The organism is Paenibacillus sp. EB106-04-04-XG159, assembly GCF_058791835.1.
In genome coordinates, this window is sequence record NZ_JBYTDY010000004.1 from 262,824 (window position 1) to 277,025 (window position 14,202).

The following is a 14,202-nucleotide window of genomic DNA, read 5'->3' on the forward strand; positions in this document are numbered from 1 at the left end:
ACAACCCACAGTTGAGAAGGTTTGTTAAAAACAACCGTTGTTTGAGTTTTAACAAAGTATAGTTCAAAGGAACCATCGATCATCCCCTTCACATTTATTAACTTCACAAAATTGTTCATTGTAACCGTCCATAGCCTCATGTAAAATTTTAGACTAGAGAAAAATTTCACTTTATGAATAAATATTTGCAATTTATGCACTGTCATGCAGGAATGATGCATCTAAAGTCATAAAGTACATATCCCTTACAGGACGGAAACTTGTATGAATCGAGCTAAAAAACATTTTCATGCGCCTATCATATTCCTCATTGTTACTGCAATGATATTACTAGGCTATTATTCTTACAGTGTTAGTCAAATTACCAAGTCACTTAAGCAAGAAGCAGTAAGTACCCTTTCTGAGACCACCATGCATGCTGCAGAGTCCATTCAAAACATCATCATCGGTGAATTATATACCTTGAACGAAATAGCGGATAAACTATCGAAAAGGGAATATAGGAAAGAGGATACTATTCGGAAGAGATTAAAATACGTTGCCCAAAAAAACGACTATATGCGTATTACGATCCAGACTCATGATGAAAAAGTCTTCACCTCCGATGGTTCAAAGCCTAATCCATATGATAAGATGGGAGCTCAAAAAGCACTATACGGCGAAAGTAACATATCTGCTCCATACTTGGATAAAGTATCGAATGAAGAGATGATAACGATGACGAGCCCAATTGTGGTAAATGGGGTCGTTCAAGCTGCTGTAGGTGCGAGCATATCTGTTCAGGACTTTTATGAGGCTCTCAATGTATCCTTGTTTGGTCAACAAGGAGCTCTCTATATTGTAGATCAGAAAGGTCAAGTCATCCTTCAACCTAATGATCCTCATCATCATATAGAGACAGGGCATGTATTCGATCAAATCAGCACATATTCTCACGATGAGGAACAACTTCAGGCATTAAGAGATGATGTGGCAACTGGTCAGGAAGGGATTAGTACATTAGAGATCGATAGTAGTGATTATCTCATCGGTTATTTTGCAATCGAGGATATCAATGACTGGTACGTGATGTCTATTATTTCAAAGGACATGGTAATGGGCGATACAAAGTATGTGATTCGAATCAGCTATCTGTTATGCCTAATCACTCTAGTGTTCCTGATTGCCATCTTATTCTACATCCTCACAAGTAAAAGCAGGAATCAAAAGCAGATTGAAATGATCGCATATGTGGACAAAATGACTGGAATACCGAGTCTGTCTAAATTTCGATTGGATGTACAGAACCAGCTTATTCAATATCCAGAACAGCGTTTCGCAATCGTAGAATTCAATGTTGATCGTTTTAAATATATTAACGAAATCTGCGGCTTCGAAGCGGGCGATCAGATCCTGATGTATATAGCAAAGACCATATCGGATAATCTCTTACCTACGGAAATAGTAGGGAGAGGTAATGGTGCTCAATTTATTTTCCTTGCAACATGCGAACATGATCATGAATTAATGGGTAGGATGAATCATCTGACTAAGCAGTTGAGTGATTATCACCGTGATTTTACAGCAAGATACCGATTAGTGATCAAGTGCGGCATCTACTCTATTATCGATCGTACGACAGACATCAATGTGATGATTGATCGTGCTGAGATGGCCTGCAAGTGTATCAAAAGGGAAGATGAATGTACTTGTCTTTTCTTTAATGAAGAAATGCTGTATCAAGAGATTAAGGTTCAAGAGCTTGTCAGCAGCATGCATGCCGCATTGAATAACGGCGAATTTGTTGTATACCTGCAGCCAAAATACGATCTGAAACACGCCCGTATATATGGCGCGGAGGCATTGGTCAGATGGATACATCCAGTAAGGGGATTGATCCCTCCGGGTGATTTCATTCCTGTATTTGAACGCAATGGATTTATAGTCAACTTGGATTTAATGGTGTTTGAAGAGGTATGCCGACTGCTTAGAATGTGGATGGATAAGGGGATTAGGCCTCACCCGATCTCAGTCAATATTTCGCGTATGCATCTATTTCGAGAACATTTTGTAATCCGTTTAGAGCAGATCATTAAGAAGTATGATGTTCCCGCTGAGTTCATTGAGTTGGAGTTGACGGAGTCTATCGTATTCGAGAATATCAAGTATCTATGCGATATCTTATTACAACTTAAGAAAGTAGGATTTTCTATCGCGATAGATGACTTTGGAACGGGATATTCCAGCCTTAATATACTCCAATCCATTCCTGCAGATGTCATCAAGCTGGATCGTGGATTTATGATGAGCGTTGCAGATGATGAGAGAGGCAAGATTGTGGTTACCAATATGATTAACTTGGCGACCGATCTTAATATGAAAGTAGTAGTAGAAGGCGTAGAAACCGAGGAGCAAACTCAATTTCTTCGCAATATTAATTGTGACTTGGCACAGGGCTATTACTTTGCCAAGCCGATGCCATGGAAAGAGTATGAAAGCTTGATGATGAGCAATGAACAAATCTGAATAATGGGTAAACCTGTCGAAAGGCAGGGACACAAAGCCATAGGGTCTAAAGCCATTAAGGTATGACAGCCGGTTGCATGCATCATCTATTATTAGCTGTGCATTCAACCTCGCTGTCAGAAGATGATTAGCGATATTTTTGTTGGAATGGACAGGTATATGCGGCGTTCCTCTTCTGGATTTCATTAATAAACTAGTAGTACAACTCCAGAAGAAAGGAGATGATATAAAGCATGAAGCCTGATGAATTTATATCAAGAATCGCTGCTTATGCTGTAGCAGACATGCGTCGCACACGCGTCCCGGCATCTCTTACCATCGCTCAAGCCATACTCGAGAGCGCTTGGGGCGAGTCCGGGTTAACGAAGTCTGGCAATAATCTATTTGGCATCAAAGGCACTGGCACTGCTGGAGGCGGTACTTATAGTACAAAGGAGCATGTGAATGGCAAATGGGTGACTATTAACGCTCCGTTTCGGCACTACCATAACTGGGGAGAAAGTATTGCTGACCATAGCAAGCTGATTCTTGCAGGAACTAGGGACAAGCCCAATCGTTATCACGGCGTGCTGGGCGCTGATTATAAGACGGCTGCATACGCGATTCGAGTTGGTGGCTATGCGACCGACCCGGAGTACCCGCAGCTGTTGATCCGTCTGATCGAGCAGTACAAGTTATACGAATTCGACGTGGGGGAGGACGACACATTGAACCTAACGGACAATCAACGCAAGCAGTTGGTGGACACGCTTGCTGCATTGATTCAGAAAGGTGTCATTTCCGATGCATCGTGGGTCGATAAAGCGGAGAAGGGGACGCTTACCGTATCGGAATTGACATGGTTGAATACCATTATCTTGTCACGCAGCATCAAATAATCATCATTGATCATTGAAGCGAGCCGGAGGATCCACCCTGCGGCTTTTTATCATGTGAGAAATACCGGCGGCGTCATAATCATAGTGGATATGAGCATAATGAGAAAGACTACATGAGTTGAAATTTCCGTAAGCATGCATCAACCTTATACATAGATAGAAAGGAGTGAAATCTTCACATGCTGCAGTTGAAACATATTACGAAGAGCTACAAGACCGGAGATTTTACTCAGGTAGCCTTGAACAAGGTCAGTCTTAACTTTAGAGAAAGCGAGTTTGTAGCGATCCTTGGACAGAGTGGATCTGGCAAGACTACGCTGTTGAATGTCATTGGCGGACTGGATCAGTATGACAGCGGAGAGCTGATCATCAACGGACAGTCAACTACACATTTTAAAGACAGTGATTGGGACGCTTATCGGAATAACAGCGTGGGCTTCATCTTCCAGAGCTACAACCTGATCTCGCATCTGAGCATCGTTGACAATGTCGAGATGGGGATGACGCTGAGTGGAGTACCTTCGTCTGAAAAGCGTCGCAAGGCGATAGAAGCGCTGGAGAAGGTCGGGTTGAAAGACCATATGCATAAGAAGCCGAATCAGCTGTCAGGGGGGCAGATGCAGCGTGTCGCGATCGCGCGCGCGCTGGCTAACAATCCGGACATTATTCTGGCGGATGAACCGACCGGCGCCTTGGATACCGAGACCAGTGAACAGATCATGGAGCTGATCAAGACGATCGCGGAAGACAAGCTGGTCATCATGGTTACGCATAATCCCGAGTTGGCGGAGCAATACGCGGATCGCGTGATCCGATTCTCCGACGGCCAGGTGGTTGCTGATACCAATGCACTTGCTGAACAGGAAGTAAGTCCAGATTATAAGCTGAAGAAGACAAGCATGAGTTTCTTTACAGCGCTCAAGCTTTCAGGTAAAAATATCTCTACAAAAAAGTGGAGAACCGGATTAACCGCCTTTGCAGCCAGTATCGGTATTATCGAGATCGCCTTGGTTCTCTCCTTATCGAACGGATTCGATAAGCAGATCAACTCCTACGAAAAGAGCGCATTATCGAACTTTCCACTTACGATTACGGAGTCTGTTATGAACATGGATGCTGCACAGGATCCTACATTAGGGGTTCCGGACTTAGAATCCTATCCAGAAGAGAAGAAGCTGTTCCCCTATGATCCGAGCGAGAATTCAATCATGCATACGAATGTGCTGACAACAAAATATATGGATTATTTGGGGAAGATTGATCCAGCGCTGCTTGACGGTATATCTTATACGCGCAAGGTGAATATGAACTTGTTGAAGTCAGATGGGACTACGGCGACAACAGTTAATCAAGGAAATATTAACTTCTATGCTTACCCTAGAAAGCCAGGACAATCATCAGGGAGCTACTTGGAGCAATACTACGATCTGCTGGAAGGAAGGTTCCCGACATCCAAGAATGATCTTGTCTTGGTCGTGGATGAATATAACCGCTTAAGTGAACCAGCGCTTGAGGCGCTTGGTATTGACTATAATGCGGATAGCATTGACTTGGTTGATCTGGTCGGGCATGAGTTGAAGCTCGTGATGAACGACGATTATTATCAGAAAGTGGATGGGCGGTTCACGGTAAATAGAACACCCTCAAGTCTGATGGAGCTGTACAACAGCGATAAGGCGATCACGTTAAACATCGTCGGTGTTATTCGCGCACAGGAGCAATCCAAGATGGCTTCACTGCCTGCGGGCATCGCTTATTCTGATGAGCTTGCTACAACTTTTATCGATAACGCGAAGAAATCAGAGATTGTTAAGGCGCAGCAGGAGTCTGAGGTTAACGTTATCACAGGCGAGATGTTGGCAATGACATCGGACGGCATGCCACCAGCGTCAGAAGGAATGTCCTCCAACGCTCTGACGAAGGAGCAGATGCTTGCCACACTAGGCGCAACGGAGATTCCCGCTTCGATCTCGCTCTATCCGATTGATTTTGGCGCGAAGGAATCGATTACGGCTTATCTGGATGCGTGGAATACAGGTAAGAATGAAAAAGACAGAGTGGTATATACAGATATGGCAGCTGTCGTAACGGAAATATCAAGCAGCATCATGGATGGGATTACGTTGGTGCTCATCGCATTCGCGGCGATATCGCTTGTGGTATCCCTTATCATGATCGGGATTATCACTTATATATCCGTGCTGGAAAGAACGAAGGAGATCGGGGTGCTCCGCGCCTTGGGTGCTAGGAAGAAGGATATTACGCGCGTATTTAATGCAGAGACCTTTATTATCGGCGCTTGCTCAGGAATACTCGGGATTTGCATCGCGTATCTGTTGACCTTCCCTGTCAATTCGGTGATGTACAAGGTAACCGAGCTTACGAATGTTGCGCAGCTTAACCCGGTCCATGCCGTTTTGCTGGTCGTGATTAGCGTCGTCCTGACGATGCTTGGCGGCTTCATCCCCGCGAAGATGGCGGCGAAGAAGGATCCGGTTGCGGCTCTGCGCAGTGAGTAATCAACTAAGCAGCAATAAAAATGCCCCACAAGTCAACATCGACTTCGTGGGGCAGTGCTGCTTATTTTAACTTAATTCCAAATTGCGATCCTGCTTCGCCAATAAAGGCAATTGTCGCATTTTCCGGCAGCACCACTTCATGTACACCGCTGACTACCGTGTAATTCACACACAACCCATTGGCATCATACACCGCAAAGGAGCTAGCCTTAGGCATGTCAACGATCATCTTCTTGCCCGCTGCCTTCTCCGGAACCGTGTACCATTTCGTATGTCCATTTGCTTGAATCGTCGTCTTGGATTGCGGTCCTGGATAGAGCGGCTTTACAACTTCTTGACCAGCAAAAAGACTGCCACCAGCTTGCATATATTCCACACCGTTTTCGGTGTAGAAACGATAATCTGTCGTATCTCTACCCGCCATGACCGGGATCTGCAGCACACTGATGGCTTCATTAGCCCCCGTGATCTTGTTCGTCACTAGGTACCCTGGCATATCTTTGAAGGTTGCTACACCACTGACAGGCGGTATCATCAAGTAAACTTGTGACGTATACTTTTCATTGACGAGGTAGTACATCTTGCCTTCACGTGCTGCCCATGCGGCAGCTGTATCCTCAGACAATTCATTAGCCTCCAGCTTCTCCGCTTGATACTCGGATAAAGCCGTTTGCCCAAGACCTGGTATTGTCTGATAGCCTCTTACCCATAAGTAAGTGCGTCCGTTATCTTCTGTTACGAAGCTAACCTTTATGCTGCCGTCCGCATTCACGAAAGAACCGTCTTTCGTATACGTGAATTGCTGTGCAGGGAAATCAGGCATCATGACTGAACCAATGGATAGCTCTCCATCCTTGCTGATATCCAGCTTCAACAATTGACCCAGTGCCCCGTAGATACCTGCATTCTTGGCCAGATCCTGCGGCATGTCTGCTTTCACAGGAGCGCCGAATGACTTGGCAGGCTTCAATTCCTTAATGACTCCTTTTTCCTGCAGTGCACTTAATAGCATCTCATTCGCCATCATCTGATTCAACGTGCTGACGCCGCCAGAGGATACGACCGCGGCAGCCATCTTATGCTCAGGCAGCACGACTAGTGTAGCGTGGGAGAGAAGCGTATCCCCGCCTTTAGTAAGCGCCTGAATTCCATAATCATTAAACGGGAACAAGTTGACGCTGTCCCAACCTAATCCGTATGCAATCGTCGAATCAGCCTCTTCTGGCCACATTCCTTTTGCATACTCGGGCTGACTCATCGCGGCTGCGGACTTCTCTGAAATAATTCCGTTTGCGTTCCCCGTGAAGATCTGTGCAAAGCGAACAAGATCTTCCGCAGTTGAGATAATACCACCGGTTCCGATTGCGTTAACCGTATCCTTAGGCAGCTCTTGTTGAGTTGCAGGATAATATAGACCAGCCAGTTGGTCATCCTTCACAGCATCGAGCGGAGTCTTCGTATTCTTCATTCCGAGCGGCTCTGTAATATATTGATGAATGAAGCTCGTAAAGTCCATTCCGCTAACTCTCTCTACTAGAATCTCTGCTAATGTGAAGCCATCGTTGCTATAAACCGAGAATGCCCCTGGATCAGCCTTAAGCCGCTGTGTAGATAACTGCTCTAGCAAATTATCATGCACGTATGTATCATTATCATCAAACAAAAAAGCATTGCTAAGAGTGGAGCCGCCAAAACCAGCTGAATGATTCAATAGCATGCGCGGAGTGATTTGTTTGTAGCGTTCATCTTTCATGGTGAATTCAGAAATATAGGTGGTCACAGGCTTATCTAAATCTACCTTGCCTTCATCCACCAGCTTCATAACAGCTGCCGTAGTAAACATCTTGCTCGTAGAGCCGATGCTATACATGGTTTCTGCCGTCAGCGGCGTGTTGTCAGACACACGGTTGACACCGGAATGTCCGGATACCACGATCTTTCCATTATCAATAAGTGCATACTGCAAGCTGGTCGTACCATAAGTGCCTGTCAACAGGTCAGCCTTCTGCGCCGCCGTTTGCTGTGTTGCTCCATAAGGGGCGCTGCTTTCAGCAGCAAAAGCTCCAACCGGGACGAGCATGGTCAGCACAAGGGCAACAACCATGATCCAAGACAGTCTCTTCTTCATCTTAACCCTCCTAGTGATATATGGATTAATGCCAATAATCAAGAAAAAATCAGTGAGCTTGTTATGGAATGGACTCACCGATTGATTCTCTTCCTTACAAGTATAGCACTAGTTTACCGATTTATGGCATCTTCTTCTCGGCCTCATTGACAACATTGTGACCCAGATTAGTTGTACCTGTCATGTTAAATTCGAGTAAGTCTAGTCAGCGAAAAATAACTGATCCCCATTAATTCCTCGAAAGCATCTTTAATCTGATATTTCTCTACGTCTCTGGTCAGTATATTCAGGATCCGATAGATACCATAAAGATCGACAACCTTGAATGTGATTTCACCCTGTTCTCCCGCCTCTAAAATGGAATAGGATTTGCGATGATCCTCCTGAGATTGTATGAACTGATCATCATCGTACACATAAAGTTTGATATGCGGATCGCTTATTCGAGTATATGAAATGAGGCGCTGAATCGGGGTGTGTTCGCTGTCCATAAAATCCTCGAGTGTCGCTGCAGCTATTGCCATAATCTCACCCATCATCTGAATAAGCTGCTTCTTTCTATGCTCAACGGTTTCATGTCGCAGCTGTGGCAGATTCAACAAAATATCCTTTGACGCAGTATAGGGCTGCAATTCATCTTGGGAGCGATCGTGAGGAAGCAGTCCAAAGAGCCGACCCACAGGATAGGATAAACCGGATTGAACAATCAGTTGTCCCAATTCCACCGGAGTCATCACTTGAACTGAACTGATTTCATTTTCCATACCTACTCGTTGAATCTCTTCGTATTCGTCCTCCGCCAACTCTCGATTGAGAAGAACAATCCAATTCTCCAACTGCACATGATTGCGCGTAAAATAAGCTCTTAACCCTTTGACCTCAGCATCAAGTGTATTCTTAGCATCTATCCAATGTGTACTCGATTCATAGCCGTAGGCTGAATAAATAGTCTTGCTATGATGCTTATGAATTCCAAGGCCAACTATGGCATGATCTTGGATCTGACGTGTCCTGCGGTATTCCAAAGGATTGCTCCAGCCAAGGACTGCATGTGCAAAACGCTCAAATTCAAGACCGCTCAACTCTTTAATCTTAGCCGTTATGGCAGGGAACGGAATAGGTGTGTACATGAATGCTCCTCCAGTCACTTTTCTTAGATGGATTATATCAATATTATCGACGGAAGCCTGTGACTGGATTGAGTATTTTTGCGATTACATAGAATTAAAGCGCACGATGGCAATTTCGTTAATGATATTCAAGGGCTGTAGTATAATGTAAATGGTTTCTAATTCTATAAAAGTTGTGTTTAGGCATACATATACAGGGAGGAAAACAGGGATGAGCAACCTTAAGTCAGGTTTAGAACGGCTAGAGACCAATATTGCACCGTGGCTTTCAGTGAATGATGCGGCGAGAGCTGTTGATTACTACAAGACAGCCTTCGATGCGGTCGAGTTGTACCGTCTCGAGGATGATAACGGTAAGCTTGCTATCGCACAACTTTCTATCAATGGGGCGAATTTCTGGATTCAAGAAGATCCTGACTGCAGCCCTGAGGTTGTAGCTCGAGGTACGGTTCGAATGATCATGACCGTCGATGATCCGGATTCGGCATTCGAGCAGGCCATTGCCGCTGGAGCAACCGAAGTCGTACCTGTCAGCGAAGGACACGGCTGGCGTATAGGACGTATCGCTGACCCGTTCGGCTATCATTGGGAGATCGGTAAACAGCTCAGTTCATGATCGCAGGCGGAACAGTGGGCTGACAAAATGGTGACTTTTTAAAAAATCGAGCATATAGAAAGGTGGTTACCAAGCGTTGTCCCATTTATCACACGAATACAAAATAAAGAAGAGACATATACAAAAATACGTAAATTCAGTAGAAATGCAAAAGCAGCTATATAAGCGTACTTTATTTATTGTTGTTATATCTCAGATATTCGGCGGCGCAGGACTTGCGGCAGGGGTTACAGTGGGGGCATTACTTGCTCAGGATATGCTGGGAAATGATAGTTTTGCAGGTGTACCTACTGCATTATTCACGCTTGGCTCTGCTGCGGCGGCGTTACTGGTGGGACGGATTTCTCAACGTTACGGACGTCGAACCGGGCTTGCAGCTGGATTCTTAACGGGTGGTGTCGGTGCGATCGGGGTGGTGATTGCGGCTGTAAGTGATAACATCGTTCTCCTGTTTGCATCGCTGTTCATCTATGGTGCAGGGACTGCGACAAACCTGCAAGCAAGGTATGCAGGCACTGATCTAGCAGGTCCCAAGCAACGAGCGACAGCAGTTAGTATTGCCATGGTTTCAACCACATTTGGTGCGGTTGCTGGTCCTAACTTAGTTGATGTGATGGGCAGCTACGCAACGGCAATTGGAGTTCCGGCATTAGCGGGACCCTTTATATTAGCTGCAGCGGCCTTTATTCTAGCTGGGATTGTATTCTTCATATTTCTCTATCCAGACCCGCTTCTTGTTGCAAATGAGATTGCTAGAGCAGATACAAACAGCAGCTCATCGACTAAAAGTGCGAATGTCAATTCAAACAACAGTCGCGGCATTATTGTGGGGGCTGCCGTAATGATCGTGACACAGATTGTTATGGTGGCAATCATGACGATGACTCCCATACACATGAAGCATCATGGACACGGCTTAAGCGATGTTGGTTTAGTGATAGGTTTTCATATTGGAGCTATGTATCTCCCTTCTTTGGTTACAGGCTATCTGGTTGATAAAGTGGGACGAACGGCAATGTCATTTGCCTCTGCTGGGGTATTACTAGCAGCAGGTGTAATCGCTGCGGCTGCTCCTGCTGATTCTATGCTGGTGCTTATTATCGCTCTCGCCCTATTGGGACTTGGCTGGAACTTTGGTCTAATAAGTGGAACTGCTATTATTGTGGACGCTACCGATCCAACGACGCGTGCGAAAACCCAAGGGACAATGGATGTATTCATTGCTTTAGCAGGCGCATCGGGAGGAGCTCTTTCTGGCATGGTAGCAGCTAATACTAGTTATGCGGCACTGTCCCTTACAGGTGGAATTCTTTCATTGCTCCTAATTCCTGTTGCAATATGGGCGCGAAAACATCAGAAGGTTGTTTCTAAGTAAAATACCTAGGCTGCCGTAAGATTAGGCAGTCTTTTTTGTGATTATGGTTAGGGTTGGGAAAGTAAAATGTTGACACACATATTAATACTCACTAATATGATGAATGAGTTCATATTAGTGAATCTGAATATGTAAGGAGGAGAGTTAGGATGGATTCGAGCCAACTCGATGTTAAAGCGAAATTTATGCGTGGATTTTCCGATAAGACACGTTTACAGATACTGCACGTCATTAAAGATAAGGAGCTCACAGTGTCCGAAATCGTTAATGAATTGAATGGCAATCAATCGAACGTATCGCAGCACTTATCCTGTTTGAAGGGATGTGGAATTGTAGTTAGTCGTCAGGAAGGCAAATTCATCTATTATAGTTTAAGAAATAGCCAGATTAGGCAATTGATTGAGATGATGGATATCGTATTTGTTGAGGTAGAAAAAGAGGTCGCATCGTGCGAACAGAACGATAAGCTCGATTGCTGCTCGAAATCGAATGAGGAGAAGTCTTATGCGTAATAACGAACCTAAAGAAAGTTCATGCTGTTCGAGCATGAGTTGTTCTTCTTCTCCAGAACCTAAGCCAGAGCCTAAATTCAAGAAAACATTAACCGTATTGGATGTAGAAACGACATCGAGTGCTGAGGGGAAATGTTGTACGAATTCTAAGGCAGATCAAAGCCAAAACAGTTCGACTTCTTCTGATACATCTGAAGGTGAAAAAGTTGAGTATCTGGTTCATGGAATGGACTGTCCTGCTTGCGCATTGACCATTGAAAAGGCAGTTTCTGCCTTGGAAGGGGTCACGAAGGCTAACGTAAACTACAGTACAGGAAAACTGCAAGTTGTAGCCGCCAATTCCTCATCTGTCGATAAGCTGCCTGCAGCTGTAAAGAAGCTTGGATTTGAGTTAGAGCCGATTCAAAGAAAGGAAAAATCGCGTGTCTATGAGATTGAAGGCATGGATTGCGGTGCTTGTGCAGTAACGCTAGAAAACCATTTAAAGGCCATTCCATCCGTAAGCAGCGTAAGTGTCAATTTCTCGACTGGTAAAATGAAGATTGAACACGATAATTCAGCTGAAGAAATTATGAAGGAGGTTTCTAAAGCTGGGTTTAAAGCCATATTGGTCTCCAAGAGCAAGTCAACCTCGACAATGAAAAAAGATCGTTCGGGAACCTCGCTGATTACTGCCTCAGGAGCCTTTTTAGTATTAGGTTTTTTAGGATCATATGTTGATGTATCATCTACGATAATTGTTGCTTTATATCTATTATCCATTGTGATCGGCGGTTACAGACCGGCGAAAAGTGCTTATTACGCAGTAAAAAGCCGCTCTTTGGATATGAACGTGTTAATGACTGCAGCAGTGATCGGTGCGGTCGCTATAGGTCAGTGGCTTGAAGGAGCGACAGTGGTATGGTTATTTGCATTAGGAAATGTCCTCCAGACCAAATCGATTGAGAAGACGCGTAATTCGATTAGAGGCTTGATGGATCTTGCTCCGCCTGAAGCGTGGGTGAGAGAAGTTGAGAGTCTTCGAAGACGCCCCGTTGAAGAGATCGGGGTCGGAGATCTTATTATCGTTAAGCCAGGTGAAAAAATACCACTCGATGGTGAGGTGGTCGTTGGGACATCAAGCGTTAATCAAGCTCCGATTACAGGAGAATCCATCCCCGTCGATAAAGAAGCAGGAGATCCTGTATATGCAGGTACTCTGAATGAAGATGGCACTCTTGAGGTACGCGTCACCAAGCTGTCTGATGATACTACCGTTGCTAAGATCATTCGTTTAGTCGAAGAAGCACAGGATCAAAAAGCTCCCACGCAAGCGTTTGTCGATAAATTCGCTCGCATCTACACACCAATCGTATTTATTGGAGCTTTAGTAGTTATGTTGGTTCCCCCTCTGTTCGGGTTCGGAACGTGGGGTGAGTGGTTCTATAAAGGCTTGGAGCTGCTCGTTGTTGCTTGCCCATGTGCACTGGTCATTTCAACACCTGTCGCAATCGTCAGCGCAATCGGGGATGCTGCAAGAAATGGAGTGCTGATTAAAGGCGGAGCTTATCTAGAGATCGCGGGCAGTATTCAATCTGTTGCGTTTGATAAGACAGGAACCTTGACCGAAGGACAACCGAAAGTCATGCAGCTTATCGCGTATGAAGGAACGGAAACCGAATTATTATCCGTTGCAAGAACACTTGAAGAATACTCTACACATCCTATTGCGAAAGCAATCGTGCAGCATGCGATAGATTTAGGGGTATCCGCACAATCCGCTTCTGAATATAAAAATATCGTAGGTAAGGGCGTTCAGGCAATCATTGGACACGAGACCTATTATGCCGGAAACACAAAGCTTTTCGAGCAACTAGGCCACCCTATCGCAAGCAATCAACATCAGCTTGATGAGCTGCAAGCTGATGGTAATTCTCTTATTTTGATTGGTTCGTTGAATAAGCTCATCGGGTTGATTGCAGTGGCGGATGCGATTCGAGAAACGAGTATTCATGCTATAGAAGCCTTGAAGCGAGCTGGTGTAGAGGAAGTCCTGATGCTCACAGGCGATAATAAAGGCACTGCTGTCAAAGTGGCTTCACGAACTGGCGTAACCCGCTATTTTGCTAATATGCTTCCTGAAGATAAGGCAAAGACCATTAAAAAGCTGCAAGCTGAAGGTAAATCCATAGCCATGGTGGGAGATGGAATTAATGACGCTCCTGCTCTTGCCACAGCTGATCTGGGAATTGCGATGGGGGGAGCAGGAACAGATACGGCTATGGAAACCGCGGATATTGTGTTAATGGCTGATAATTTGGAAAAGTTGCCTCATACCATTCAGCTTAGCCGCAAGGCATTGCGTATTATTATGCAAAACATCTGGTTCTCCATCATCATTAAGCTGCTTGCACTCGTTCTGATCTTTCCAGATATCTTAACACTGTGGCTTGCTGTGTTGAGTGATACGGGTGCTGCTTTGATCGTCATTTTAAACAGCATGCGCTTGATTGGGTTTAAAGAAACAAAGAGATAATAAGACATTAGCAGGGATTCGAAT

9 protein-coding genes and 1 riboswitch are annotated in these 14,202 nt (G+C 44.9%); of the genes, 7 read left to right on the plus strand and 2 right to left on the minus strand.

The genetic code is table 11. From position 1 onward, the window contains the following. Positions 1-264 precede the first annotated feature (264 nt). The 3 genes from AC3WTP_RS07145 to AC3WTP_RS07155 all read left to right on the plus strand — a co-directional run bounded on the left by AC3WTP_RS07145 (position 265) and on the right by AC3WTP_RS07155 (position 5,902). Complete coding sequence (locus tag AC3WTP_RS07145) at positions 265-2,505, plus strand: bifunctional diguanylate cyclase/phosphodiesterase (protein WP_492393889.1); 2,241 nt, start codon at positions 265-267, stop codon at positions 2,503-2,505. Next, positions 2,502-2,586, plus strand: a riboswitch (cyclic di-GMP riboswitch). Its footprint overlaps the gene before it by 4 nt. Positions 2,587-2,738: 152 nt before the next feature. Continuing rightward, positions 2,739-3,383, plus strand: a complete 645-nt coding sequence (locus AC3WTP_RS07150) for a glycoside hydrolase family 73 protein (RefSeq protein WP_492393890.1) — start codon at positions 2,739-2,741, stop codon at positions 3,381-3,383. A gap of 179 nt (positions 3,384-3,562) precedes the next feature. Then, positions 3,563-5,902: an ABC transporter ATP-binding protein/permease gene (locus tag AC3WTP_RS07155; RefSeq protein WP_492393891.1), complete on the plus strand. Its 2,340-nt coding sequence runs from the start codon at positions 3,563-3,565 to the stop codon at positions 5,900-5,902. Positions 5,903-5,963: 61 nt separating this feature from the next. Here the strand turns inward: AC3WTP_RS07155 and AC3WTP_RS07160 are convergent, their stop codons facing one another. Continuing rightward, the gene (locus AC3WTP_RS07160; RefSeq protein WP_492393892.1) at positions 5,964-8,030 is read right to left on the minus strand and encodes a serine hydrolase domain-containing protein; all 2,067 of its coding nucleotides are present in this window, start codon (positions 8,028-8,030) and stop codon (positions 5,964-5,966) included. Positions 8,031-8,215: 185 nt separating this feature from the next. Next, positions 8,216-9,160 (minus strand): hypothetical protein, encoded by a 945-nt coding sequence (locus tag AC3WTP_RS07165; RefSeq protein WP_492393893.1) that lies wholly within the window; start codon positions 9,158-9,160, stop codon positions 8,216-8,218. A gap of 211 nt (positions 9,161-9,371) precedes the next feature. Between AC3WTP_RS07165 and AC3WTP_RS07170 the strand changes: the two genes are divergently transcribed. The 4 genes from AC3WTP_RS07170 to AC3WTP_RS07185 all read left to right on the plus strand — a co-directional run bounded on the left by AC3WTP_RS07170 (position 9,372) and on the right by AC3WTP_RS07185 (position 14,178). Continuing rightward, positions 9,372-9,776, plus strand: a complete 405-nt coding sequence (locus AC3WTP_RS07170; RefSeq protein WP_492393894.1) for a VOC family protein — start codon at positions 9,372-9,374, stop codon at positions 9,774-9,776. A 145-nt stretch (positions 9,777-9,921) separates the two neighbouring features. Beyond that, complete coding sequence (locus tag AC3WTP_RS07175; RefSeq protein WP_492393978.1) at positions 9,922-11,151, plus strand: MFS transporter; 1,230 nt, start codon at positions 9,922-9,924, stop codon at positions 11,149-11,151. A gap of 149 nt (positions 11,152-11,300) precedes the next feature. Further along, positions 11,301-11,663 (plus strand): ArsR/SmtB family transcription factor, encoded by a 363-nt coding sequence (locus AC3WTP_RS07180; protein ID WP_492393895.1) that lies wholly within the window; start codon positions 11,301-11,303, stop codon positions 11,661-11,663. Next, positions 11,656-14,178 (plus strand): heavy metal translocating P-type ATPase, encoded by a 2,523-nt coding sequence (locus AC3WTP_RS07185; RefSeq protein WP_492393896.1) that lies wholly within the window; start codon positions 11,656-11,658, stop codon positions 14,176-14,178. Before AC3WTP_RS07180 ends, AC3WTP_RS07185 begins: the two co-directional genes overlap by 8 nt. Positions 14,179-14,202 lie beyond the last annotated feature (24 nt).